Here is a 24192-nt window from a genome sequence, read left to right as displayed (position 1 = left end):
CAGTACCGCCCCGACATCCTCGACGGATTCCTCGCCGGGACCGGCCTCTCCCTCGACCTCCCGCCGCCATCACCCTGAAGCGCCAATGTCAGTAATGGCTCGTTGATGCGGGCATCGACATCCGCGGTCCACTTCGCACGTGCGGGACAGGCCGCCACCATGGATGCCGCTCGGCGCATCGCCGCCCTCACCCACGGCGACCGCGCCGCCTGGGAAGGCACCGCGATCTTCCACGAACTCATACGCGTCACGCTGGAAGACAACGACGCCCTCCGCGCGCTCCCTGACGTTCTGGCGCTCATCCATCCCGATCACCGCTCGCGGTACGCGACGGTCCTCGATCCCGACTGGCACCCGGACCAGGCAACCGAGTTCAACGGCGCCGTCTGGCCCTGCCTGGGGTCAGCGGTCTGGGCTCTGCGCACCACGACGAGCTTCGAGGGCGCGCTGCGCGCGGCCGTCGACCTGGGCGGCGACACGGACACCGTCGCCGCGGTCACCGGCGGGCTTGCGGGTGCCCGTTACGGACTGGACGCGATCCCCTCCCGGTGGACCGAGCCGCTGCACATCCCGCTACCGGGTTCCGGCGGACGGGTCCTGCAACTGTCCGATCTCCTTGATCTGGTGGACGGCCTCGGGGGCTGACCTCGCCCGAGAACCCGCGGCGCGCCACCGACCGGGTATGACGACAGGACCACGACCGGTCCGGCGAAGGCTCGCTGCGCACCCGGGCGCGCGGGGCGTTGTCATAGGGGCTTGGCAGGATGCTCCCATGCTCGCCATCCGCCCTGACCAACACCGTGACGACCGGTCCGGTCCTCCCGACCTCCGGGGTGACTTCGAGGTGCACCTGACCGTGGAGCCCGGCGCCGCCGAGGCGCTGGCCGGGTGGGCCGACGGTCATGGCCTGAAGTTCACCCACATCCTGCTGGCGCGCGGTGCGGCGCCCTCGCAGCCGATGCTCACCCTGCGCGCCAACGGCTCGTTGGACGAGGTCGCTGCGGCGACGTCCCACACCACGGGCCGGCTGGTTCGGGCCGGGTTCACGGTCCTGCGGACGAAGATCGAGGCCACTCCGTGGGCCGAGGGCGTTCCGGTCTCGGACGAGGACGCCGTACCGCACGGGGCGCGCCGGTACTTCGAGCACCACGTCAAGCTGCTGCTTCCGGGCCCGCTTCCCACGGCCGGCCTCACCTACCCCGCCCGCCTCGCGGACCTCGCCGAGTTGGCCGTCCGCCACGGTGCGCACCTGTCGCACAACCCGCGCCGGATACGCGACGACGGCCGGCGCGAGTGGTTCGTGACCCAGCGGTGCCGCCTGGTCGGCCTGAGCACCGCGGGCCGTCGGCTGGAGGCGCTGCTCCGCGGCCTTGCCGCCGGCGGTCGCGAGATGGTGTCGGTGGAGCGCGAGTTCGTCGCCGTGGACAGCGCCGAGGCCCTGGACGAGGGATGGATCAGCGAGCACGAGCAGAAGCACGAACGCGAACACGAACAGAGGCACGAGCACGAGCACCGTGCCGGACCGTACGGAGAGGGAGACCCGCGATGACCGAGGACCAGCCCCAGTCACCAGTGGCCTGGGAGGAACTGACATACGGGCCGTGGCAGGGTGTCCTGCTTCCCCGGCAGCCACCGCCGGAGGACGTCCGCGAGGACCGGGGCCTGCCCAGGAGCGTCCGGCCGATCGACGACGAGGCGGTGAGCCAGCAGCCGGTCTTCGACCCCGCCCTCGCCGGGTACACCCGGGCCCTGCGGCCCAGTGAACCCGCCTTCACCGACCCTCAGCTCGCCCAACTGTGGCTCGCCGCGCGGCGCGAGGCGCTGAACACCGTGCTGTCCGCCGTCGCCGGCTCGCAGTGGGCCGAGCACCTGGTCCTGCGCGGGAGCGTCCTGCTGCGGGCCTGGTACGGCGAGCAGGCGCGGGAGCCGGGGGACCTGGACTTCGTGGTCCGTCCGACGGACTGGCAGCTGGAGGACGAGCGCACGGACCGCATGTTCGAGGAGCTCGCCGCCGACGCAGAACGGCTCTCGGGCGCGGTGCGGCTGCACGCGGACCAAGCGGTCAGCGACGAGATCTGGACGTACAGCAGGATTCCCGGGCGTCGGCTCGTCCTGCCGTGGTCGGCACCCGGCGTTCCGGGCGGGACCGTCCAGTTGGACTTCGTCTTCACCGAACACCTGCCCGTCCCACCGGAGTCCTACCAGCTCCCCGGCGTCACGGGCCGGTTGTTCGCCGCCACGCCACAGCTCTCCCTCGCGTGGAAGATCCTCTGGCTGGCCTCGGACAACCACCCCCAGGGCAAGGACCTCTACGACGCGATCCTGCTCTCGCGCACCGACGAGGTGCCCTACGACCTGCTGCGGCAGGTCTTCACCCAGTCCGACGAGACCTGGTCGCGCTGCCCGCTCCTCCCGGAGCAGATCGCCGGACTCTACGTCGACTGGGACGAATTCGCCAAGGACTACCCGCAGTTCGCCGGACCCCTGGAGGAGTACCCTGCGCAGCTGCTCGCCGGGCTCCACGCGACCTTCACCGACCACGGCGAGTACGCACTGCGCGCCCAGTGGCTGGCCCCGCTGATCGAGGAACTGCGGGAGGTGCTGGCGCGCGAGGGCATGGACGAGGTCCAGCAACGGATGTCCCGGCGGTACATGGCCCCGGACGACTCCCTGGTGATCATCCGCGAACTGCTCGGCGGCGGCCTCGGGGGCAACCTCGGCGGCAACCTCGAAGACGCCCGCCGCGCCGTCGCCGCCCGCCTCGGCGACAAACCGGACCGGATGACCCGCATGCTGGCGGAGGCCGCCGCCCGCTACGCCGCCGAGCTCGCCGACGACCAACCGGCGGACGGCACCCACAACTGACACCGACCCGGGCAGTACCCGGCGCCGGAAGAGGAACCCGACCACCGAAAACCCAACTCGCCGACCGACCGTGGCCCGGTCGGTCGGTCAGTCAGTCGGTCAGTCAGTCGGTCAGTCAGTCAGTCGGCCAATCGGCGAGCCGGGGAACGGGAGGTTCAACGCGCCAGCAGCTCCCGGATCGCCTCCGCGATCTCGTCGGGCGCCTCCTCGGCCATGAAGTGCCCCGCTCGGGTCAGCCGGTGGTCGAGGTCCGGCGCCCACGCCTTCCACACCGCGGCCGCGTCGTAGCCCAGCTGCGCGCCCCAGTCCTGCTGGACGACCGTCACGGGCATGGCCAGCTGCGACCCCGCGTCCAGGTCCGCTCGGTCGTGCGTGACGTCGATGCCCGCCGAGGCCCGGTAGTCCGCGACGATCGACGTCACCGCCGCCGCGCTCGCCCGCAGGTACTCGGCACGGACATCCTCGGGAACGGCGGTCGCGTCATTGGCCCAGGAGTCGAGGAACGAGCCGAAGAACGCGTCCGCGCTGTTGGCGATCATCGCCTCCGGCAGGCCCGGCGGCTGCGCCATCAGGAAGAGGTGGTAGCCGACCGCCGCCGGGACGCCGTGCAGGACGTTCCACATGTCGAGGGTCGGCACGACGTCGAGGATGCCCAGGTGCGTGACGGTCTCAGGGTGGTCCAGCCCCGCCCGGAAGGCGACCAGGGCGCCCCGGTCGTGGCCGACGAGGGCGAAGCGCTCGTGGCCGAGGGCGGCCGCCAAGTTCACGACGTCGGCGGCCATGGTGCGCTTGGCGTACACCTCGGGGTCGGTGGCCGCCGGCTTGTCGCTGGCGCCGTAGCCCCGCAGGTCAGGGCAGATCACCGTGTGTTCGTCGGCGAGCCGCTCGGCAACGTGCCGCCACATCAGGTGGGTCTGGGGGAAACCGTGCAACAGCACGACCGGGCTGCCGCTGCCGCCGACGGCGGCAGCCAGCTCCACCCCGTCCGCGCCGGGCAGGCGGACGTGATCGAAGCCGGGAATGGTGAGCGTCATGAAGGGCCGTCCTTGTCGGTCGGGGGCTGACCGGACCAGCCTGGGCGACGGCGATCAGCAACGGATCAGTACCGGCCGCCAGTACCGGCCGCCAGTACCGGCCGCCAGTACCGGCCGCCAGTACCGGCCGCCAGTACCGGCCGCCAGTACGTGCCGGTCACTACGGACCGGTCGCTACAGACCGGTCGCTACAGACCGGTCGCTACGGCCCGATCAGCAGCCGATCAGTTCGGTCAAGCGCAGCCGACCCCCGACACGGAGGATGGGGGCATGCGAATCGACGTGCTCGGTGCCGTGCGAGCCCTCCGCGACGACGGCAGCCCGATCGACCTGGGCGGCCCCCGCCATCGTGAGGTGCTCGCCCGGCTCGTCGCCGCCGAGGGGCGGATGGTCACCACCGACACCCTCGTCGACGACCTGTGGACCGATCCACCGGCCCGCGCCGTGGGCGCTCTGCGTACGTTCGTCGCCGCGCTGCGCCGTGCCCTCGAACCCGACCGGCCGCCGCGCGATCCGCCGCGCGTCATCATCACCGAAGGGCCCGGCTACGCGTTGCGCCTGCCGCGCGAGGACGTGGACGTCCACCGGTTCCAGGACACCCTGGCCCGAGCCCGGCGTCGCCCTGACACGGTGACCGGCCCCGACGCGATGCCCGGTCTCGACACGGTGGCCCACCCTGACACGGTGGCCGACCTCAGCGCGGCGCTCAAGGACTGGCGCGGACCCGCGTACGCCGATGTGACCGGCGCCGCATGGGCGCAGCGCGAGCGGACCCGGCTGGAGGAATTGCGGCTGGAGGGGGTGGAACTGCGCGCCCGCCTCCTCCTCGACTCCGGTGAAGGGGCCGGACTCGTCGCCGAACTGGGCGCCCACGTCGCCGAACAGCCGTGGCGCGAGCCGGCCTGGGGGCTGCTGGCCCGCGCGCTGTACCGCGCGGGCCGCCAGGCCGACGCGCTGGCCACCCTCCGCCGAGCCCGCGCGATGCTCGTCGATCAACTCGGACTCGACCCTGGCGCCGAACTCCGGCGTCTGGAGACGGACATCCTCAACGGGGCCGCGCCCCTCGAAGGCGCCCGTACCGGGTGGAGCGGCCCCGGCGTCCGACTCGGCCCGCGCACCACCGTGGATCTGGCCCGCACCCTCGCACTGGCGGGTGGCGACGCGCTCGTCCACTCGCGACGCGACCGCCTCGCCGCCGTTCAGGCCGCGGAACGCACGGGAGACCTCTTCCTGACCGCCCGGATCATCGGCGCCTACGACGTGCCCGCCGTCTGGAGCCGGGCCGACGACCCCGAGCAGTCCCGCGCGGTCGTCGCGGCTGCCGAACGCACGCTCACCGCGCTCGGCCCCGACGGCCCCGCCGACTTGTCGGCCCGCCTCCTGGCCACGGTCGCCGTCGAGAGCCGCAGCGCCCACCTGTCCGCGGCCGAGTTGGGCCGCGCCCAGCAGGCGGCACAACAGGCGGAGGCGCTGGCGCGGGGCCTGGCCGATCCCGCCCTGCTGGTCTTCGCCCTCAACGGGGTGTTCCTGCAGTCCTTCACCCGCCCCGGGCTCGCGGCGGTACGGGACGGGATCGGCGCCGAGATCCTCGACCTGGCCGCCCGGCACGAGCTGCCGAACTTCGGCGTACTCGGCCGACTCGTCCGCCTCCAGTCCGCCTCGGCCCTCGGAGACCTCGACGCCGCGGCCTCGCACGCCGAAGCTGCCAACCGACTCGCCGCCACCACCGAGGCGCCCCTCGTCCCCGTCCTCACCGGGTGGTTCCGGGCCCGGGCCACGGCCGCCCGCAGCACCGAACCCGGCGGGCCGACCGCCGCCACGGCCGCAGCGCACTGCCGGGCCGCCGAGAACGCCCTCCAGTGGGCCGGAATGCCGGGGCTGCACCGCGGCCTGTTCGCGCTCGCCCTCCTCGGACTGCGCCTGCTGCACGACCGGCCCGCGCCCACCGACCCGCACCTCGACTGGGGCCCGTACCGGGCTTGGGCGCGCCCCCTCGTGCTGCTCGCCCAGGACCGGGTCGAGGAGGCCCGTACCGCGCTCGCCGCGGTGCCCGAGCCGGCGCGCGACCACATGCAGGAGGCCATGTGGTGCCTGACCGCCCGCGCCGCCGTTCGCCTCGGCGAGCCCGGTATCGCCGCACGCGCCGGGGCTTCCCTGCGCGGTGCCCGTGCGGAGCATGCCGGCGCCGCCAGTGGAATGCTGACGCTGGGCCCGGTGGCGCGGTACCTGGCGGAGGCGGAGGCTTGCGCCGGAGCGGGGTAGGCGATGGTGCCCGGGTACACCGCGCCCCCGGCCGGCACCTCGCCGTCTACCGGGCCGGGCCCGGCGCCGCCCGGCCTACCGCGCGGTCCTGATCACGCACAGGCGGCGGGTGGCACGGGTGAGGGCGACGTACAGGTCGCGTTCGCCGGCCGGGCGGGCGGCGGTGATCTGGTCGGGGTCGACGACGAGGACGGCGTCGAACTCCAGGCCGCGCGCCTCGGAGGCGGGGACGAGGCGGACGTGTCCGGGCAGGCCGGCGGCCTCCAGCTCCGGCAGGCGGGCGTCCGCGCAGACCACGGCGAGGAGGTCGCCCGGGTGGGCGGCCGTCTGGGCGCGCAGTTCGGCCAGGACGGCGGCGGCGAGGCCGTGGGCCGGGGCGGTGAGGGTGCGCGGGGGTTCGCCGTGGCGGATGGCGCGGGCGCGGGCCTGGCCGGGGGCGATGCGGGCGAGCAGGTCGGTGGTGGCGGCGAGGATCTCCTGCGTGGTGCGGTAGCTGACGGTCAGGGTGTGCAGGTCGAAGCGGCTCCCGGTGTGCGGGTGGAGGGCCTCGTGCCAGTCGCGGGCCTGGGCGGCGGGGCCGGCCTGGGCGAAGTCGCCGACGACGGTCATCGATCGGGTGGGGCAGCGGCGCAGCACGGCGCGCCACTGCATCGCGGTGAGTTCCTGGGCCTCGTCGACGACGACGTGGCCCCAACTGCGCTGCGGGGGGCCGTCGAGCAGGGCGGCGGCCTCGTCCAGCAGCGGCAGGTCGGCGTCGGTCCACGGGGCGTCGGGGGCGCGCAGCAGGCGGGCGCGCTGGTCGTCGGAGAGGTGGGGCAGGTGGGCGGTGAGGGCGGCGGGGTCGGTGAGCAGGGCGCGGACGGCGTCGTGCGGGGTGAGGGCGGGCCAGTGGGTGTCGAGGACGCGGTCGAGGTGCGGGTCGTCCAGCAGGGCCGCGCGGACGGCCTCGGCATCGAAGGTGCCGTCGGTACCCGCGGTGTCGCCGGTACCCACGGTGCCGCCGATACCCGGGGCGTCGCCGGTACCCGCGGCGTCGTGGGCACGTGAGCCGTCGAGACCGAGCCGGCGCAGATCGGCGGCGGCGACGCGGTCGAGGTTGAGGCCGGTGAGCTGGGCGACCTCGGCGTCGAGCTGGTCGAGGGTGTCGGCGGTGTCGCGTTCGAGGGCGCGGGTGAGGGCGTCGGCCAGCAGGTCCTTGAACAGGTCGCGGGCCCGGTTGTGGGCGAGGCCGTCGGCAGTGGCTGCGCGGGCGGCGGCGGCGAGGTCGGACTGCGGCAGGTGCACCTCCTCCTGGCCGACCCGTATGGCCAGGCCGTCCTCCGCCGGGGCCTGGTGGGCGCGGACCACGGCGGCCAGGGCGTCGGCGAGGGCGGGGTCGCCCTTGAGGCGGGCGGTCTGCGGCTCCTCGGGCGCCGCCGGGCCGGGGGTGGCGGGGGCGAGGTCGGCGCAGGTCGCCAGGGCGACGTCGTTCTCGCCGAGCGAGGGCAGCACCTGACAGATGTAGTCCAGGAAGCGGGTGTTGGGGCCCAGGACGAGGACACCGCGTTCGGCGGCGCGCGGGAAGGCGTACAGCACGTAGGCGGCGCGGTGCAGGGCCACCACCGTCTTGCCGGTGCCGGGGCCGCCCTGTACGACCGTCACCCCCCGGTGGCGGGAGCGGACGATCGCGTCCTGCTCGGCCTGGAGGGTGGCGACCGCGGCGCCCATGCGTCCGGTGCGCCGGGCCGACAGTGCCTCCAGCAGCGGGCCGTCGCCGATCACGTCCTCACGGGTGGGGTCGGAGCCGTCCAGCAGTTCGTCGCTGACGGCGGCGACGGTGCGGCCGTCCAGACGCAGGTGGCGCCGGCGTCGCAGGCCCATCGGGTGGACGGGCGTGGCCTCGTAGAAGGGCCTGGCGGCCTCGGCCCGCCAGTCCACCAGCAGCGGCAGTTCGTCCGCCTCGGTGTGCAGGCCCAGGCGCCCGATCCGCAGCGTGGTGCCGTCGGCGGTGTCGAGACGGCCGAACACCAGCCCGTGGCCGGCGCCTTCCAGGCGGCGTACTTCCCCGGCCCACCGCGCGGCCGCCACGTCCCGCTCGTACACGGCCCCGGCGCCGTCGGCGGGCGCGGCGAGGGTACGGGCCAGTTCGACGCGCGTCTGCTCCAGGCGCCGGTCGTACTCGGCGCACACGGCCCCCACCTGCACGTTTTCCGCCTGCACCTGGCACTCGGCACGGTCATCGCTGTACGGCACGACGGGCCTCCTCTCGGGTTCGGGCCGTCACTATGCGGGGGCGGGCGGGGGAAAGTAAAAGTTGACGAACGTACCGCCGTTGCGCCCTCCGCCTCACGCTTCCCCAACTCTCGTCCTGTGCACCGAATCTGACGAAACATCAGCCAGAGGCGTACGAGTGGTCGCTGAGGACGTCGAGGCCGCAGGTCAGCGGCCGGCGGCGGCGCACGACGGAACCGGCACGCCATAGGCCTTCCCTATAGCGTCTGCTGACACTTCGTCTTTGCCTCTCGCTCTTTTCCGGCCGTACCGTGAAACAGCTCGACGAGGCACCCACCACGATTTCCCTGAAGTATTCGCGCTCCCTGAGGAATTCGCACCCTGCGCGCCTGGTCGATTCCCATTCCGTCGAGCGGACGAACACCCGGACGAACACCCGGACGAACACGCGATCGAGAGGACCAAGGAAATGACCACGACCCAAAACGGACCAGGCACGCAGGAACTCGCAGGCAAGCGGGCCCTGGTCACGGGTGGTTCTCGCGGAATCGGAGCAGCCATCGTGCGCCAACTCCTGGACGCGGGCGCCAAGGTGCTCACGACCGCCAGGTCGGCGACGGGCACCGTCCCGGAGGAGGCCGCCTTCGTGGCGGCCGACGTGCGAACGCGGGCCGGCGCGGAGGCGCTCGCCACGGCCGCGCAGGAGGTGCTCGGCGGGGTGGACATCCTGGTCCACAACGTGGGCGGGGCGCAGCCGCACCACGGCGCCCTGGCCATCCCCGACGAGGAGTGGCAGAACGCGCTGGACCTGAACTTCCTGGCGTCGGTGCGGCTGGACGCGCTGCTGGCACCGGGGATGCGGGAACGGCGTTCGGGGGCGATCGTGCACGTCTCCTCGGCCGCCGTCCCCACCGTGGCACCGCCGTTCCTGCACTACGTGGCCGCGAAGGCGGCGCTGGAGGCCTACAGCCGGGGGCTGGCCGCCGAGCTGGCCCCGCACGGGATCCGGGTCAACACCGTGTCTCCCGGCCGAACCGCCACCCCCGGCGGCGAAGCGACGCGCGAGCAGTGGGCACGCCTGGACGCGGGGCCGGGCCAGGACACCACGACTCCCCCGCTGGGACGCGACGGCCGACCCGACGACATCGCCCACGCGGTCCTGTTCCTCCTGTCCGGCCGGGCGAGCTGGCTGACGGGGAGCAACCTCGTCGTGGACGGCGGCGAATTCCCCAGGGGCTGACGGCAACGCACAGCGGCCCCGGCTGGCGGCCTCGTCCGGCCGGCACGGCTACCTTGATCACATCGGCGGCCGACAGCAGGGCGTCCGATGCCGACCAGGTCGGCGAGCCCGGAAGAATCCAGATCCGAGACACCGAGGAACCAGAGATGCGTACCCTGATCAGCACCGCCTTCATCTCGCTCGACGGCGTTGTGGAAGGCCCGGGCGGGGAGCCCGGCTACCGGAACTCCGGCTGGACCTTCAAGGACATCGAGTTCCTTCCCGAGGCCTTCGAGATCAAGGGGCGGGAGCAGCAGGAGGCCACCGCGATGCTGCTGGGGCGGGTCAGCTACGAGGCGTTCAGCCAGGTGTGGCCCGACATGGCGGACTTCGCCGACTACAAGGTGATGCCGAAGTACGTCGTCTCCAGCACCCTCACCGAGGACGACCTGGTGTCGAACTGGGGCGAGACCACGATCCTGCGCTCACTCGACGAGGTTGCCGCGCTGAAGCGGACCGAGGGCGGCCCGATCATCGTGCACGGCAGTGCGACCCTGAACCAGGCCCTCTCCGACGCCGGTCTGGTCGACCGCTACCACCTGCTCGTCTTCCCGCTCCTGCTCGGCGCGGGCAAGCGCCTGTTCAGCACCACGGACAAGGACACCCAGAAGCTGACGCTCGTCGAGCACGAGGTCTACCCCAACGGTCTGCAGAAGCAGGTCTTCGACGTCGTCCGCTGACGTTCCCCGCAGACCCGGAAAGCCCTCGCGCCAACGACTGCGCGGGGGCTACAGGTCCGCGAGCCAGGGATGCCCCGGGTGTACGCAGGCGAGCAGTTCGGCCAGGGTCCCGCGCTGGGCCGGGGTCATCAGCGGAACGGTCGTGTCGAAGTCCGCCTGGTCCTTCCGGCGGAGGTGCTTGGCCTTGAACAGCAGGACCAGCTCGGGCGCCAGGTACGGGATGCCGCCTGCCGTGTGGCGGATGATGTCGCCGTAGGGAAAGCGGATCCTCTCATCGCGCCGGCAGATCCAGACGTCGCCGTCGTGCGGTTCGCGGAACACATCGAGCAGGTAGTCACCGGTGGCCGGATCGCGCAGCCAGGTCTGATGGGTGGCGGCCAGCACCCCCGGTGCGGCGTCCTCCCAGATCCGGCCGCTGCCCGCCGCGTCGAAGACGTACCCGGGGAAGCGACTGCGGACCTCGGGAAGGCTCGCGGCCGGAATCGCGATCTCGATGTCCCCGTGCGCACGCGCCTGCCCGCCCCGGAAGAGGTCCAGCGCCCATCCCGCGGCCACACACCACGGCGTGCCGACCCCCGCCAACCGCCGCGCGACCTCGTCCGGCCTCCAGCACGACGACCACCTGTCGTCGAGGGCCGCGACCTCGTCGGCCGACAGCTCGATCCCACCGCCGGGCAGTTGCTCGCTCACGCGAGGAATCTACCAACAGGCCCGCAGGGCCGTGGCCGAGATCGGTACGCCCGGGCACGCCTCAGGGGACGGCCTCCACGGACTCGCCCGGCGGGTGGTGCAACCGGTGCAGGCCGGCGTAGGCGGAGCTGCGGAGGAGGAGCTCGGTGTGGGTGCCGTGGGCGACGATCCGGCCCTGGTCGAGCAGGACGATCTGGTCGGCGTCGCGGACGGTCAGCAGATTGTGCGAAATGATGATCGTCGTGCGATCGGCCATGAGCAGGCGCAACGGGCCCATGATCCGTTGGCTCGACTCCGCGTCCAGGGCCGTGGTGGGCTCGTCGAGGATGAGGACGGGGGCGTCCCGGACCATCGCGCGGGCGATCGCGAGGCGCTGACGCTGGCCGCCGGAGAGCAGCCGGCCGCGCTGGCCGACCAGGGTGTCGTAGCCGTCCGGGAGCCGGGTGATGAACTCGTGGGCGTCCGCCGCCCGGGCCGCCGCCAGGATCTCGGCCTCACTCGCCTCGGGGCGCCCGTAGGCGATGTTCTCCCGGACGGTGCCGTGGAAGACCAGGGTCTCCTGGAGCACCACCGCGACGTTCTCGCGCAGGTCGGTGAGGGCGAGGTCGCGCAGGTCGAGGCCGTCGAGCCGCACCGCGCCGTCGTCCGGGTCGTAGAAGCGCAACAGCAGCTTGGCGACGGTGGACTTGCCCGCGCCGCTGGCGCCGACCAGGGCCAGCGTCTCCCCCGGCGCCACCTCGAAGGACACCTCCGACAGTGCGGGCGCCTCCACGTCCGGGTAACGGAAGGTGACGTCGTCGAACTCGATCCCGCCCCGGGCGCGGCCGAGCGGCCGGGGGGTGGCGGGATCGGTCACCTGTGGACGCTGGTCGAGCAGTTCGATGATCCGCTCGGCGGCGGCGGAGGCCGCGTAGAAGGTGTTGCCGAGCCCGGACATGCTCTGGATCGGGCCGTAGAGCCTGCTCAGCAGGGTGAGGAAGACGATGAGGCCACCGAAGGTGAGCCGGCCGTGCACGAGTTCCCAGGCCCCGAGGCCCATCACCACCAGGCCGCCGAGCAGTTCGACGAAGTCGACCGTCGGCCCGTAGAGCGCTCCGATCCTGGTCGAGGCCATCGCCGCGTGGTACCGGCCGATGCTCTCGCGCTGGAATCGGGCGTGCTCCCAGTCCTGGCGGTTGTACGCCTGGACGAGCGCGATGTTGCCGAGCGACTCCTCGGCGACCGCGCTGATCGAGCCGCTGCGCCGGCGGCGTTCGCGCGAGGCCGCCCGGATCAGCTTCGCGAAGCGGCGGGCGGTGAGGAAGAACAGCGGCGCGGCGACCAGCGCGACCAGGGTCAGGTCCCAGCGCAGCACCAGCAGCAGGCCGACGTAGATGCCGAGCCGCGCCACCTGGCCGAGCGCGTTGACGATGCCGGAGAGCAGGAAGGTCTCGACCGCGTCCACGTCGCCGGTCACCCGGGACAGCACGTCGCCGAGCCGCCGGCGCTCGAAGAAGCCCAGCGACAGGCCCTGGATGTGCCGGAACACGTCCGACCGCAGGATGAGCAGGAAGCGTTCGCTGACCCAGGTGGAGATCACCCGGCGGGCGAAGCCCAGTACTCCGGAGAGCAGGGTCAGCCCCGCATAGGCGAGGGCGATCGGCAGGAACAGGTTCAGCCGGTGCGGAATGAGCATGTCGTCGATGACGATCTTGAACAGCCAGATCTCCATCGCCTCGATCGCCGGGCCCACCGCGACCAGGGCCAGCAGCACCACCAGCCACCGGCGGCCACCCTTGGTGTAGGGCCAGAAGCGCCGGAAGATCGCCATGAGCGGGACCGGCGGTGCCGCGGCGACCACATCGGAGGTCTCGGCGACCGTGAGCAAGCGTCGCAGAGCCGACCGAAGGCTGTGTTTCCTCGTCATCTCACGGTCTTCTCGCTCGTCCCCGAGCCCAGATCACTTCCGGATTGAGAGGAACTCCCGATCAAAGAGGCCCTGCTCCGGGAATGGAAGGTCTCCACACGCACGGCCGGCGCGGGCCCGCGTGGGGTCGCTCCCGGCCGACACGGCAAAGCCGGGCACACGTGCCCGGCCCGCTCTCACAGGGAAGCGATCCTTACCACCGGCCTCCGTAGCCGCCTCCGTAGCCGCCGCGGTCGCCTCCGTAGCCGCCGTAGCCGCCACGGTCGCCGCCGAAGTCGTCACGGAAGTCGTCGTAGCCGCCGTAGCCGCCACGGTCGTCACCGAAGTCGCCGTAGTCGCCACCGCGACCACCGCCGCCCCAGTCGTCACGGAACCGACCGAAGGACTGGAACTGTCCGAGGAATGACATGAGCAACCTTCTTTCGAAGTCCCCCTCGCTCCATCGTCATCCTCACCTCCGCAATGCACAAGCATCGAGTGCGCTAAATGTGAAAATTTGATGATTTTTCCGGATTGTCCAAATCGGCAGCCGCCTGCTTCGATTTCCTGGTCAAGAATCCCCCAAGAAACCGTGTGTGACGAGCCGCCACCCGATCTGCCGATTTCAGGGTGAACCATTGCTCCCGAGCAATCATTCACCTCAGGCAATAGCCATACAGCCATGCCGGGAGCGACCAGTTAGCGCAGCCCCAGGGCAGTAGCGGTACCACCGGTGTCGGACAGTCCGCGCCATAGCCTTCGCGCCACCCGAGGTACGCCTGCAGTACGGGCGGTTCGTCACGGTACTCGGTGAGGGACAGGGCACCGCCCCAGCGGCTGAACCCGCCATCGGCGACCTCGAGATAGATCCGTCTGAGCAAAGGCGGCATGGGGTGCCCCACAACTGCTTCGAGCCCGGACACAGCCTCCGGAAGCGCAGGCGAAGGACGCCCTCCGGCATTCTGCTCGATGAGCCGCTTGATGATCTCGTCCTCCGTCACAGGGCCTTCGTATCAGACACCACCGACACTGCGGTGCCCTGGCCCGAGCCCGCGGACGGATCGCTGACGGTACGGCTCGGGGCCCTCGAAGCTCGGTGGACGTCACCGTGACCGTGGCCGTGTTCGAGACCAGCGGCGGCCGCGTCAGCCGCATCTGGGCCGTCCGCGACCCGGAAACTCCGCGCGTGGACCGGGAACGAACAGACCTGACCGCACGCCACGGCGGAACGCACCAGCCGACACATCGTCAAATCGCCTTCCCCATGCGAACTTTCGGGCGGCCGAAACCATTCTCCGTCACCACCCGAGTCCGCGACGAGGCCTCCTCCGGGAGCACCGTCGTGGGTTATGGTCGGTCCCATGCTGACGGAGTGGGCCTGGATAGCAGCGAAGCTGGTGACGACTCCCGAGACGAAGATCAAGGTCGTCGACTACGGATACCGTCCGTTCGGAACGTACGCCGAGGCACGTCGCAACCTCCTGGAGCACCTTGAGGACGAGAAGTCCTGCCAGGACTTCAAGGACGCCGCGCGCCTCCTGCGGGCGAACCGGAAAGCGACCAGCGTGGTGTACAGCCCGCTCATCTGGCTGATCCACGATCTCCCCCAGGGAGATGACAGCAAGAGAGCGAGCTACCAACTCATCAAGCGGCTCGAGCCGAGCCTGACCGAGCAACTCCTGCCCGGTCTGGCGACCTCACAGGTCAGCCGGCACGCCCGCCTGGGCGTCGCCCTGCGGGTGCTCAGCGTCGAAGAGGTTTGCGTTCTGATGCGCTGCAAGCCGCAGAAGGCGAGGGCCCATACGGAGATCTGGCTGTCCGGTCGACTCAAGATGCGCACCCAGCACGTTGCCCGCGGCACGGTGTGCCGCAGCCACCGGGACGCCGCCTGCACCGCCTGCCGCGGTGGCACCCAGTGGGAGTGGGCGAAGCCGTTCCTGGCGAGCGACCTCGTACAGCACCTGCTGTCGTACCGCATGAGGTGCTATCTCCCGTACGACGGGACGCCTGTGCCGCCCGGGACGTACGAAGCCGGACTATGAGCGACGCCGTTCGGACGGCCGGGGAGGTCCACGTCTCCCTCCCGCACGCACCGGCGAGGGATGCCGATCCGGTGCCCGCCCCGTGCGAACGACGGGGCGGGCACCGGAGGTCGCGTCAGCTGTTGGTCGTCAGCAGACGGTTGGCCAGGGCGTCGGCGAGGCGGTAGGCCTCGTCGGCCGAGAGGGTGCGGCAGATGGCGTCGGCGAGTTCCTCGACGTCATGCCAGTCGACATCGCCGAGCTCCGCGGACGGCGTGGCCGACGGCTGCTCGGCCGGGGAGGCCTCGGCTCGCTGTTCCGGCATCGGAAGAGGCTCGGAATTTTCCGCGGAAAATCGCTCGGCGCTCGGAGCGGACTCCGCACTCGGAGCGGGCTCGGTGCTCGGAGCGGACTCGGTGCTCTCCCCCGTGCCGGCACTGGCGGGCTTCGACCGGGTAGCCGAAGCCGACGGTTCCACCGGCGACGGATCCACCGGCGACGGTTCCACCGGCGACGGCGTGACGGTGGCCGTGGACGCAGCCGTGGACGCAGCCGTGGTCGCGCTCTCCGCAGGCCCACTCGCGGATGCGACGGGTCGCTGCGGCGCGGCCTGAGGAGTCACCCCGTCAGCGGAGGCCTGAACCGCCGCCGCTCGGGCCCCCAGCTTCGCCGCCCGCTTGGCCGCGACGGCGTCGGCGTCGGCCTGGAGCAGCTGCTCCAGCTGCTCCGTCTGCTCGGCCAGGGCCATCGCCTCGATGCCCTTGACCGATCCCAGACGGCGGGCGACGTTGATGGAGATGCCCTCCTCGCCCCGCGCCTTGGCCCGCACCTGCCGCTGTAGCTCGGGGTGGAGCTTCAGCAGGTTCTTGCGGTGCGAGATCCAGCTCTGGGACCAGCCCTCCGACTCGGCGGCCTCCTTGGCGGTGGCGTACTGCGCCACGATGAGCAGGACCGCGTTGGCCTCCTCGATCGGGTCGAAGTCCTTGCGCGCCATGTTCTCGTCGAGCGCCGCGCGCAGCAGGGTCGCCTTGGAGTCCGCCACCGAGTCGTCGACGACGACGAGCAGTTGCTCGCGCCCGTACAGCGCGGCAGCGGCCCGGCGCCGGTTGCCGTTGACGATCACCACGTCCTGAGGGCCCGCACCGAGCAGGCCCTCGTCCTCCGGCCAGAGCCGGAGGTACGCGTCCGGGGTGACGGCGAGGCAGCTCTGCAGCTGGCGGTCCTTGATGCTCGCCAGGTCCGACAGGTCGCCCAGGTCATCGCGCGGGTTGCGCGGGTTGGGGAGGCAGTTGGCGGTGGGGACCCACCGGGCCGGAGAGTCCGGCCCCGTGGGGACCCACCGGGCCGGGGTCTCCTGGTTGCTGACCACCCCGGGGGCGTCGACGACCGGGTCGGCCGCCATCGAGGCGAAGGAAACACGACGGCCGGCCATCAGCGACCCCCGTACCCGAGTTCGAGGGACAGCCGGAAGAAGTCCTCGCGGGCCCGGTAGGCGGTGCCGCTCTCCTTGTACTGGGTGACGACCGTTCCCTCGGCCACCGCCCGGGAGTGGATCTTGTAACGCCTCAGGACCGTCTTGGCCCGCGGCCACCCCTTCGCGGCGATGTACGCCTCGGTGTCCTCCAGGTCGGCGCGGCCGTCCCGGGGGTCCCAGTTGTTGATGACGACCCGGAAGGGGATGTCCATCGGCTCGATGACCTTCTGGATCGTCCGCGCCGTCGGGTCGAAGCACAACGGCTCGGTGATCATCGGGACCAGGACGTCATCCGCTATCTCCAGAGCACTGCGCAGGATCTCCTCGTCGGCCAGGGTGCCCGGCGTGTCGATGAAGATGTGCTCGTACTCGTCCTTCTCGCCGAGGACGTCGAAGGTGCACGCCGCGAGGTTCACCGTGGTCGTGGTCTTGCCGACGCCGCCCTTCTGGTTGGCGATGACGTGGACCTTGGCACCGGTCTTCTTGAGGTGGAGCAGCTGATCGGCCTGGTCGTGCGCCGCCATGAAATCGAAGGGCAGGTTGTCCCCCACCCGCTCCGCCCAGACGACGGCCGATCCCTGAGGGTCAGTGGACACGACAAGTACAGATGGCTTCATGATGTTCCGTTCTCTCCGTGGGCTTCCCGGGCCGCTTGCCCGGTACTGCGGATGCCCGCCGATCAAAGCCGGTGACGGCGGACTGGAACAGCATTCCAGATGATCAGGCCTGATGCCGACACGACCCGCGTGTCATGAAGCACAATGTCCGTTTCGCTGAGCCCCTGATTTCCGAGAACCTCCCGGATATCCCCGGCGACCCGGCCCCGAATCCCGCCATCTCAAGAGAGCGTGACGCACGGACAGCGGCATCGGGACTGCGCCGCTGCCGGGGACGCATTCGCCTTCACCGGCCGCCCCGAACAGCCGTGCGCCCACGCGCAGCCCTGGCGCATTGGAACACCGCGCCGCCGTTTCCTGACAGTTCAACAGATCACCGCAGTTCACTATCCGGCACCGCGGGCCCTGGTCAAGAAACGGCAAAGGGCATCACCGCTCCGCCGCGGGCCGGAAAGAAGCTCCTCCCCCGCAAGCACGGGGTCAGTCGGAAGAGAGCGGTCAGTGGTCACAGCGGTCAGCATCCGACGCCTGCCGACGGGCGTTCGAGACGGGCCGGGCATCGATCGTCATGGCCGTGTACGCGGCGTCGACCTCACCGGTGGGGGTGGTGGGGCCGACGCGTGCCGTGGGGGCGCCCTGGGCGCCCGCCCCGTCCCGGTACGGGGCCAGGAACGCGGTCAGGGCGGTCAGCATCGCCTGCGGGGCCTCCTCGGCCGGGTAGTGGCCGCAGTCGGGGAGGACGAGGCCCTGCACGTCGTCGGCGGCGAGCTCCATCGTCTCGCTGACGGAGGCGCCCAGGTTCTCCGCTCCTCCGATCGCCAGGACGGGCAGGGTCAGCCGTCGAGTCCTGCGCTCCTGGTTCTGGGCGATGGTCGTGTCGAGTGCGCGGTAGAACTCGAAGCCGGCTCGCAGGGCTTCCGGCTCGGCGGCGAGGGTGTCGACGTAGTGCTGGACGGCGTAGTCGGGCAGTGCCTTCGCGGACTTCGTGGCGAACTGGTGGCCGAAGTAGAGGTGTTCGCGTCCGCTGACCAACTGTTCGTTGACGTCGGTGAGGCGGTTGAAGGCGAAGTGCCAGAGGCGGTCGTTGGCCTCCCGGCTGCCGAGGAGAGGCAGCGAGGGCGACAACCCCGGGATCGCGGCCTCGGCGACGGCCAGGCGGTCGAGCCGGTCAGGATGGTCCGCAGCCAGGGCGTAACCGGTCCACATCCCGACGTCGTGGCCGACCAGGGCGAACCGCCGGTGCCCGAGCGCGTCCATCAGCGCCACCAGGTCGCGGGCGAGCGTGCCGGTGTCGTACCCGCCCGGGGGTTTGTCGGACAGTCCGACGCCGCGCGGGTCGACCGCGACGACCCGGAAGTCCTGTGCCAGCGCCGGCATCAGGAGGCGCCAGGCGTACCACGTCTGGGGCCAGCCGGCGACCAGCAGCAGCGCAGGCCCTTCGCCGCCGGTGACGGCGTGCAGGCGCAGTTCGCCGGTGTCGACGTAGCGGCTGGTGAAGGTGTCGGCGAAGCCGGCCGGGAGGTTCGGCACCTGGGAGACGGAACCGCGGCCTTCGGGCGTGGGCGGGCGGGTCGGCGACAGACTCATGATCATCCTTCGGAGGCACGGGGTTGACGGGTTCGCCGAGACGGCGGGAACCGCCCGGTCCGGCCGGCGGCTGACGGCCGGTGGCCAGCGGCTGGCCCCGGCAAGTCTTCGGATCCGGGAACCGCCTGCCTGCACGCTAGCCATCTTGGACTGATCAGTCAAAGATGACTGACCGATCGGTCCAAGATGCGGGTAGGCTCGTCGCGACGACGTGGGACAGCGGAGAAGCAGGAGAGGTGCACACCGTGTCCGGCCGGAAGCAGTTCGACATCAACGCGGCACTGGACCAGGCCATGCAGGTGTTCTGGCAGCGCGGGTACGCCGACGCCTCACTCGATGCCCTCGGTTCGGCCACCGGCCTGGGCCGCGGCTCCCTCTACGGCGCCTTCGGCAACAAGGACGCCCTGTTCGGCCAGTGCCTCGACCGCTACGCGTCGATCTACGGCACGCAGTACGAGCAGGCGCTCGCGGCGCACCCCGGTGATCCGGTGCGCGCGGTCGAGGCGTTCTTCGGCGTCGTCCTGGGCCGCATCGCCGACCCGTCGGTCCCCTCCGGGTGCCTCATCGCCCAGTCCGCCGCGCAGTCGCCGACGCTCAAGGAGGAGAACGGCGCACAGGTGCGCGGCCTGCTCGACGTACAGCGTCAACGGGTACGCACGGCCCTGGCGGACTCCTCGGCCGACATCCGGACGCTCGACGAGCTCGCCGTATTCGTCGTCGCCGTCAACCAGTCGCTGGCCGTACTGAGCCGGGCCGGCACCTCCGACGCCGAGCTGCGCTCCGTGGCCCGGCTCGCCTGCACAACGGTGGCCGACACCCTCGCCCGGGCAGTGCCCGAGGACCTCACCCGCGACTGACGAGCGCGCAGGACGAATGCAACAGCCACCCCGCCATCGACTTCCCGACGCTACGACGGCCCGGGCACGGACCGGACCGCAGGCAAGCACGACGTCGAACTGACCGAGCTCTACCGGGCATTGGAGAAGCACCATGCACCCCTGCGCAACGCCTGAGGCCCGGACGAGGCAGGCGGTGTGGGCGGCGTGGGCGGCCCCGGTGCTGGTCAACGTCGCGCTGGGGTTCGCCGCCATGGTCCCGCTGATGTTCACGCTGGTGTTCTTCCTCAACTACCCGCTGGTCTGGCTCGGGCTCGGGCAGCGCGAACCCACCGAGAACGACGGCCCGATGGTGTGGGTGGTGGCCGGCGTCGTCGTCTGGACGGTCTTCGGCCTGCTGTGGTGGCTGGTCAACCTCGGGCTCCGCAAGCTGGCCGGCCTACGGGGCCGCCGTTACTGGTGGGTGAGTGCCGGACTGCTCCTGGTGCCCACGCTCGTCTTCTCACCGTTGCCCGCCGGCCCCTGGACCGTGCTGCGCTGGCTGGCCTGACCGAGCCGTCCCCGGCCCCTCCCCCAACCGCACCGGTACCCGTGCCCGTACCCGGGCCCGTGCCGCAGCCGACGGCCCGTAACACCCGGACGTCCGCTGGCAGCCGATAGCGGACACCGTCGATGACAGCGGCGCGATCTGAACCAAGCCGGTGCCCTGCACCACCCCCCGCCCCCGTCCGCGTCGGCCGGATCGAGAGCGTCCGGATCCAGGCCGCGCGGCGCTTCCACTACGACATCGCCGCATGCTCTACCGGCTGCTGTACGCCGCGGGCGCCGCGACCGCCTCCAGCTCGCCGAACAGGTCGACGCGGCCCCGTCGTTGGTCAGCTACCACCTGCGCAAGCTGGCCGAGCACGGCTTCGTGTCCGAGGCGAGCGGCCGCAGTGCGGACGGCCGCGAGCCGTGGTGGCAGATGGCTTCCGAGGAGGGCTGGGGCTTTGGGGACTCGGACTTCGCGGGCACGCCCGAGGGGGCCGCCGCAGTCGGCGCGGTCACCCGCGGCATCGTCGAGACCCGGACCTCCCCGTACCGCGCGTACCTGGACCAGGGCGCCGCCTGGGGCAAGGTGTGGACGGACTCCACGTTCAGCTCCGAGTGGGATGATCGACCCGACCCCGGCCGAACTCGCCGAGCTGAACGGCGAACTCGAGGCGCTGGGACGACGCTGGCGGAAGCGCGGCAAGGCCGCCAAGGCAGACGGCGACACCGAGGGCCGCGAGCACGTGTCCGTGCACCTCTACGGCTTCCCCTTCCGCCCCTGACGCCACTGTCGTGTCGCGCCCGATGCCCAGACACCCGCAACTGGCCGTCACGGCGGGCCTCGTGCGAGATGTGATGACACACCGCATCGGGGCTCTTCAACCAGATCATGGGCAACACCGAAGACCAGCCTGCCCAGTTCAGGTGTTGCGTCCCCGATGCCCGAACAGGACTCCCGCAAAGGGCTTGCCACTCAACCGAGTTCCGCTCTTTCGGTGAGATCTATCATTCAACTACCTTGACACAAAAGCGAATTGGCGACTTAGCCGGCTCGACGTGGTCGCGGCCACCGTGGTGCAGCATCGCCTGGGCGACGGCATGGAGCCAGGATGGCCAGGCTCGGCCAGCCGGCGGAGTAGGCCGAGCCGTCATGGGCAGCCCTCCCGAGGTGGTTGTGCCACAGGCCGGGCCCGGCGTCGATGAAGTGCTCGTCGCCGTAACGGCCGGCGAACGGGGCCCACCGCGCTCCCCACCACGGGGCGTCCCGCTGGTCCGGATCATCGGCGTCCCAGATCCTCATCCGCATGGTGCGGATCTCGACGATCCTTTCCGTGGAGTACAGGGGGCCGCGCGGAAGGACAGCGAGGTAGGCGTCGTCTCCGCCATGGCACAGCAGCGACTCGCACAGATCAGCGGGGATCTCGAACCCGAGCCGCTCCTCGGTGCGCCCGACGGCTTCGGGCGATGCGGGCGGGTGACGCTCGGCCAGGCTGGCCGATGCGTTCTTCGCCGGCCAGACGTCAATGAGGTTCCAGGGCTCGGTCACCGAATCCCAGAGTCTCATGCCACCACGGCGGGCGGGAGTCATCCCCGCGCACCGGGCTCCCCTCCCCGCGAGGCGCCCAGCTCTGGTGGACGACGCTCCGCTACGCCCCCAGGCCACGTCCCGCCCTCTCCCCCACATCCGGAACTTCGGGTCGATCACCCGACACGTCGCGAAGGCTCGACCGTCGACGTGGCTCACCTCGGCCACCGAATCCGAACCGCCTCATCTCTTATTCATACGAACTAAATACCGAAGGGCCCGGCCGCTGCGGGAAGGCTACGGGGGGACGTGCCCAGCACCACGTCATCCGAAAACAGCGCCGTACCGAGATTTGTTTATTACTGGTCTTCCGATGTCTTTTGTGTTCAGTCCCTTGAACGTGAAGTGGCCTGCGACGTGCAAATCGCCTCTGACCGCTGAGGAGTCGGCTCCCGAGGCCTCGAAGAAGCCACTCGCGCTCACACCCACGCCGGACGGGTGCCGAACATCGCACCCGCTTCTCCTTCCGCCGGAAGCTCGTCCCCGGCTCCGCCACCTCCTGGCCGGCCAGCTCGACCTCAGGCGTACCGCAGCTCGCTGCGGCCGCTTGGCAAGTTGGACCTTCACCCGCCGCTCCCCTTCCCCTCCGGTCCTCTGCCTCATGGTCGGCCCGGGTTCGTGGCAGCGCCGAGGTACCGACCGTCGGCGCCACCGCCAGACTGACCGCGGCTGCGGCCGCCGTCGGAAAGCCCGTCACGAGACATCGCTTCAGCGACTACGACGATGACGAGCACTACTTCGTCGAGGAGCTGACCTTCGCCGATGCGGATGCGATCCTCGCCATGCTGAGGGCGCTGTGCCCGCGGCCAGCTGACGGGGCTGCCTGCCGATGCAGATACGGAGCCTGGCGTACCGGCTCGTGCCTCTGCCACGACCGGGCGAGCCGGCACTGATGCGGGAAGGCGGTACAGAACCTGTGGCTGCACGGCCCGGATTGGGACGACGTCGAGACGAACCTGACCGGACGAGGCGGCGCCCGGGAATCGAACCGACCCACGACCTGGGCCGCAGTCGGATCGAGGACGCCGAGCCGATTTGACCGCGCGCTCGACCTCGTTCCGACGCTTGTACATCTTCATGTCGGAGCCCGCAGGCCGGCCTCCTCGGCTGACTCGTCGCCGACGGTTGGCCCGCTGATCCTTCTCCTCCGGGACGGTGTGCTTGAATCTGGCGCCTTCGCAGGTAACGACAGTTGCGGCGGAAGCCGTACGCCCTTGGCGCCGCCAAGGCAGTCCGAGGTGTGCGCGAACGACCACACCGGAGCCCTTGACCCCGATGCGTTGGAGGACCGACATCAGCTGTGGCATGCCGCCCCACTGGCCGGGTCCTCTCCGAGGTATGAGCCGTACGGTCGAGATCGGGAGGTGGCGGTCCTGCCCCGGTGAGCACTTTCGGGGGGCCATCGGTCCGGTCGGATACGAGCTGCTGGTTCGATCGTGAAAGCAGAGGCGCCGTAAAGCAGGTCAAGCGGCGGACGTAGTGATGGCGAACTCGACGCCGCTGTGGATGTCCAGAGCATCGCTTTGGCCGATGGCGCATCGGATTTTCCGCGGAAAATTCAGAGTCCCTCGACGAAGCCCACGGATCGGCCGTCCCCTGCATCGTCCGTTGCTGGCATCGTCCATTGCCGTTGCCGTGGGCACGATGGATGTCCGTCGAGAACTCTGACCGGCCTCCGCGGAGAAGCTCGGAGAGAGCCAACCCGGACGGCATGGGTCAGTGGTACGGAAGCCCCTTGAATGAGCCGGAACCCGAGTCCGAGCCGTGGCTGTGCAGCGCGTGAGCGTGCGCTTGCCAGTCGGCTGGTCCGGATGCTGATGCTGCTCCCCCATCGAAGCCCTCGCATTTTCTGCGGAAAATTCCTCGACTGAGCGGTAGACAGATCGGGCTCCGCGATCGCTGTGTCCCGGTTCCCAGCAATCGGCCCACCCTCGCGACACAGGAATTGCCGACGGCTTCGACTCCCCTGCGGCCTCCTACGGGGGAGCGCCTATCACGACAAGTGGGGGTCCTCTCCCCCACTGAGGCACGCTGTGAAAGTGATCAAGCCGATCGCCTGATACGTCACAACCCCTGGATGGCTTCGCCCAAGTCGGAACCGTAGGCGGCCCAACAGATGACCGAGCCGTCGAAGTCGAGCTCGCCCATGTACCAGTCGTCGTCCGCTCGTACGAGACACAGGCCGTGGAAGGCCAGGATGACGTCGGGCCGGAGTGAGACGTAGTCCGCGCGGCCGTGCTCCTCCACCACGACCAGTCGTTCGAGGGTGAGCAGGGCGGCTTCAGGATCCCCTGATGCGGAACACACTCGCTCGATCGTCCAGCCGTCCGGCAGTCCATCGTTCACCGCCACATGATCGCAGCGGGTGGCGTTTCGCAGCTACTCGTATGAGGCGGCGATCACCACGGTTGCCTCGTAGCGGACAGCCGACTCGTGGTACCCCGTCGCCACCGCACGCGGTGTTGCTTGAGCGCGGTAATCATCCTCGTCGGACCTGGGCGACGTCCGTCGCCGGCGCCGAGCTTCGTTCGGCTACAGATCCGGTAGGTCTCCTCCAGGATGGTGCGACGGATGCCGCGCCTACACAGGTAGGCGCGGTTCGCCCGGGAGCCACAGAGCCTGTCGACGCGGGCCG

18 protein-coding genes and 3 pseudogenes are annotated in these 24192 nt (G+C 70.9%); 10 read left to right on the top strand and 11 right to left on the bottom strand.

What is annotated here, in order from left to right; all coding sequences use genetic code 11:
• Positions 1–93 precede the first annotated feature (93 nt).
• From AC07AL_RS31385 to AC07AL_RS31375, 3 genes and pseudogenes are all read left to right on the top strand, one after another.
• Positions 94–645: pseudogene (locus AC07AL_RS31385) on the top strand (ADP-ribosylglycohydrolase family protein); the annotation flags it as partial.
• Between the two features lie 127 nt (positions 646–772).
• The gene (locus AC07AL_RS31380) at positions 773–1549 is read left to right on the top strand and encodes a hypothetical protein (protein ID WP_478319059.1); all 777 of its coding nucleotides are present in this window, start codon (positions 773–775) and stop codon (positions 1547–1549) included.
• Positions 1546–2865: a nucleotidyl transferase AbiEii/AbiGii toxin family protein gene (locus AC07AL_RS31375; RefSeq protein ID WP_363627700.1), complete on the top strand. Its 1320-nt coding sequence runs from the start codon at positions 1546–1548 to the stop codon at positions 2863–2865. The genes AC07AL_RS31380 and AC07AL_RS31375 overlap by 4 nt, the downstream gene beginning before the upstream one ends.
• 155 nt (positions 2866–3020) lie before the next feature.
• Here the strand turns inward: AC07AL_RS31375 and AC07AL_RS31370 are convergent, their stop codons facing one another.
• Complete coding sequence (locus AC07AL_RS31370; protein ID WP_363584298.1) at positions 3021–3899, bottom strand: alpha/beta fold hydrolase; 879 nt, start codon at positions 3897–3899, stop codon at positions 3021–3023.
• Positions 3900–4169: 270 nt separating this feature from the next.
• On the opposite strand from AC07AL_RS31370, the gene AC07AL_RS31365 reads away from it, so the two are divergent.
• Positions 4170–6161: a BTAD domain-containing putative transcriptional regulator gene (locus AC07AL_RS31365; RefSeq protein ID WP_478319058.1), complete on the top strand. Its 1992-nt coding sequence runs from the start codon at positions 4170–4172 to the stop codon at positions 6159–6161.
• Between the two features lie 75 nt (positions 6162–6236).
• On the opposite strand, the gene AC07AL_RS31360 is transcribed toward AC07AL_RS31365, so the two are convergent.
• Positions 6237–8393 (bottom strand): HelD family protein, encoded by a 2157-nt coding sequence (locus tag AC07AL_RS31360; protein ID WP_363584294.1) that lies wholly within the window; start codon positions 8391–8393, stop codon positions 6237–6239.
• Positions 8394–8841: 448 nt separating this feature from the next.
• Between AC07AL_RS31360 and AC07AL_RS31355 the strand changes: the two genes are divergently transcribed.
• Both AC07AL_RS31355 and AC07AL_RS31350 read left to right on the top strand, forming a co-directional pair.
• Positions 8842–9612, top strand: coding sequence for an oxidoreductase (locus AC07AL_RS31355; protein ID WP_363584292.1), 771 nt, complete (start codon positions 8842–8844; stop codon positions 9610–9612).
• A gap of 146 nt (positions 9613–9758) precedes the next feature.
• A complete protein-coding gene (locus tag AC07AL_RS31350; RefSeq protein WP_363584290.1) occupies positions 9759–10331 on the top strand; it encodes a dihydrofolate reductase family protein in 573 nt (190 codons plus the stop codon).
• 48 nt (positions 10332–10379) lie between these two features.
• Here AC07AL_RS31350 and AC07AL_RS31345 read toward each other — a convergent pair whose 3' ends face one another.
• From AC07AL_RS31345 to AC07AL_RS31330, 4 genes are all read right to left on the bottom strand, one after another.
• Positions 10380–11021 (bottom strand): nucleotidyltransferase domain-containing protein, encoded by a 642-nt coding sequence (locus AC07AL_RS31345; protein WP_363584288.1) that lies wholly within the window; start codon positions 11019–11021, stop codon positions 10380–10382.
• Positions 11022–11082: 61 nt separating this feature from the next.
• Positions 11083–12927 (bottom strand): ABC transporter ATP-binding protein, encoded by a 1845-nt coding sequence (locus tag AC07AL_RS31340; protein ID WP_400806738.1) that lies wholly within the window; start codon positions 12925–12927, stop codon positions 11083–11085.
• A 193-nt stretch (positions 12928–13120) separates the two neighbouring features.
• A complete protein-coding gene (locus tag AC07AL_RS31335) occupies positions 13121–13336 on the bottom strand; it encodes a hypothetical protein (protein WP_363627695.1) in 216 nt (71 codons plus the stop codon).
• A gap of 226 nt (positions 13337–13562) precedes the next feature.
• The gene (locus AC07AL_RS31330; protein WP_363584283.1) at positions 13563–13907 is read right to left on the bottom strand and encodes a hypothetical protein; all 345 of its coding nucleotides are present in this window, start codon (positions 13905–13907) and stop codon (positions 13563–13565) included.
• A gap of 360 nt (positions 13908–14267) precedes the next feature.
• On the opposite strand from AC07AL_RS31330, the gene AC07AL_RS31325 reads away from it, so the two are divergent.
• A complete protein-coding gene (locus AC07AL_RS31325) occupies positions 14268–14948 on the top strand; it encodes a hypothetical protein (RefSeq protein ID WP_363584281.1) in 681 nt (226 codons plus the stop codon).
• A 115-nt stretch (positions 14949–15063) separates the two neighbouring features.
• Here the strand turns inward: AC07AL_RS31325 and AC07AL_RS31320 are convergent, their stop codons facing one another.
• The 3 genes and pseudogenes from AC07AL_RS31320 to AC07AL_RS31310 all read right to left on the bottom strand — a co-directional run bounded on the left by AC07AL_RS31320 (position 15064) and on the right by AC07AL_RS31310 (position 18605).
• A complete protein-coding gene (locus AC07AL_RS31320) occupies positions 15064–16359 on the bottom strand; it encodes a ParB/RepB/Spo0J family partition protein (RefSeq protein WP_363584279.1) in 1296 nt (431 codons plus the stop codon).
• A pseudogene (locus AC07AL_RS31315) lies at positions 16359–16871 on the bottom strand (ParA family protein); the annotation flags it as partial. The gene AC07AL_RS31320 and the pseudogene AC07AL_RS31315, both read right to left, overlap by 1 nt.
• 645 nt (positions 16872–17516) lie before the next feature.
• Positions 17517–18605 carry an alpha/beta fold hydrolase gene (locus AC07AL_RS31310; protein ID WP_363584278.1) on the bottom strand — a complete coding sequence of 363 codons (1089 nt, stop codon included), beginning with the start codon at positions 18603–18605 and terminating at the stop codon, positions 17517–17519.
• Positions 18606–18850: 245 nt separating this feature from the next.
• Here AC07AL_RS31310 and AC07AL_RS31305 point away from each other — a divergent pair, with 245 nt between their 5' ends.
• The 3 genes and pseudogenes from AC07AL_RS31305 to AC07AL_RS31295 all read left to right on the top strand — a co-directional run bounded on the left by AC07AL_RS31305 (position 18851) and on the right by AC07AL_RS31295 (position 20754).
• Positions 18851–19462 (top strand): TetR/AcrR family transcriptional regulator, encoded by a 612-nt coding sequence (locus tag AC07AL_RS31305; RefSeq protein WP_363584277.1) that lies wholly within the window; start codon positions 18851–18853, stop codon positions 19460–19462.
• A 133-nt stretch (positions 19463–19595) separates the two neighbouring features.
• On the top strand, positions 19596–19991 hold the full coding sequence (locus AC07AL_RS31300) for a hypothetical protein (protein ID WP_363584275.1): 396 nt from the start codon (positions 19596–19598) through the stop codon (positions 19989–19991).
• 244 nt (positions 19992–20235) lie between these two features.
• Positions 20236–20754 (top strand): annotated as a pseudogene (locus AC07AL_RS31295) (winged helix-turn-helix domain-containing protein).
• Positions 20755–21014: 260 nt separating this feature from the next.
• Here AC07AL_RS31295 and AC07AL_RS31290 read toward each other — a convergent pair.
• Both AC07AL_RS31290 and AC07AL_RS31285 read right to left on the bottom strand, forming a co-directional pair.
• A complete protein-coding gene (locus AC07AL_RS31290) occupies positions 21015–21518 on the bottom strand; it encodes an SMI1/KNR4 family protein (RefSeq protein ID WP_478319055.1) in 504 nt (167 codons plus the stop codon).
• A gap of 2103 nt (positions 21519–23621) precedes the next feature.
• Positions 23622–23864 (bottom strand): hypothetical protein, encoded by a 243-nt coding sequence (locus tag AC07AL_RS31285; protein ID WP_400843858.1) that lies wholly within the window; start codon positions 23862–23864, stop codon positions 23622–23624.
• Positions 23865–24192 lie beyond the last annotated feature (328 nt).

Source organism: Kitasatospora sp. NPDC043949, from assembly GCF_056435365.1.
This window is presented reverse-complemented; position numbering and strand designations above follow the sequence as displayed.

Excerpts from the sequence above, each read along its gene's own strand:
- AC07AL_RS31380 (WP_478319059.1), top strand. The coding sequence starts at position 773 with ATGCTCGCCATCCGCCCTGACCAACACCGTGACGACCGGTCCGGTCCT.
- AC07AL_RS31375 (WP_363627700.1), top strand. The coding sequence starts at position 1,546 with ATGACCGAGGACCAGCCCCAGTCACCAGTGGCCTGGGAGGAACTGACA.
- AC07AL_RS31370 (WP_363584298.1), bottom strand. The coding sequence starts at position 3,899 with ATGACGCTCACCATTCCCGGCTTCGATCACGTCCGCCTGCCCGGCGCG.
- AC07AL_RS31365 (WP_478319058.1), top strand. The coding sequence starts at position 4,170 with ATGCGAATCGACGTGCTCGGTGCCGTGCGAGCCCTCCGCGACGACGGC.
- AC07AL_RS31355 (WP_363584292.1), top strand. The coding sequence starts at position 8,842 with ATGACCACGACCCAAAACGGACCAGGCACGCAGGAACTCGCAGGCAAG.
- AC07AL_RS31350 (WP_363584290.1), top strand. The coding sequence starts at position 9,759 with ATGCGTACCCTGATCAGCACCGCCTTCATCTCGCTCGACGGCGTTGTG.
- AC07AL_RS31340 (WP_400806738.1), bottom strand. The coding sequence starts at position 12,927 with ATGACGAGGAAACACAGCCTTCGGTCGGCTCTGCGACGCTTGCTCACG.
- AC07AL_RS31335 (WP_363627695.1), bottom strand. The coding sequence starts at position 13,336 with ATGTCATTCCTCGGACAGTTCCAGTCCTTCGGTCGGTTCCGTGACGAC.
- AC07AL_RS31325 (WP_363584281.1), top strand. The coding sequence starts at position 14,268 with ATGCTGACGGAGTGGGCCTGGATAGCAGCGAAGCTGGTGACGACTCCC.
- AC07AL_RS31320 (WP_363584279.1), bottom strand. The coding sequence starts at position 16,359 with ATGGCCGGCCGTCGTGTTTCCTTCGCCTCGATGGCGGCCGACCCGGTC.
- AC07AL_RS31310 (WP_363584278.1), bottom strand. The coding sequence starts at position 18,605 with ATGAGTCTGTCGCCGACCCGCCCGCCCACGCCCGAAGGCCGCGGTTCC.
- AC07AL_RS31300 (WP_363584275.1), top strand. The coding sequence starts at position 19,596 with ATGCACCCCTGCGCAACGCCTGAGGCCCGGACGAGGCAGGCGGTGTGG.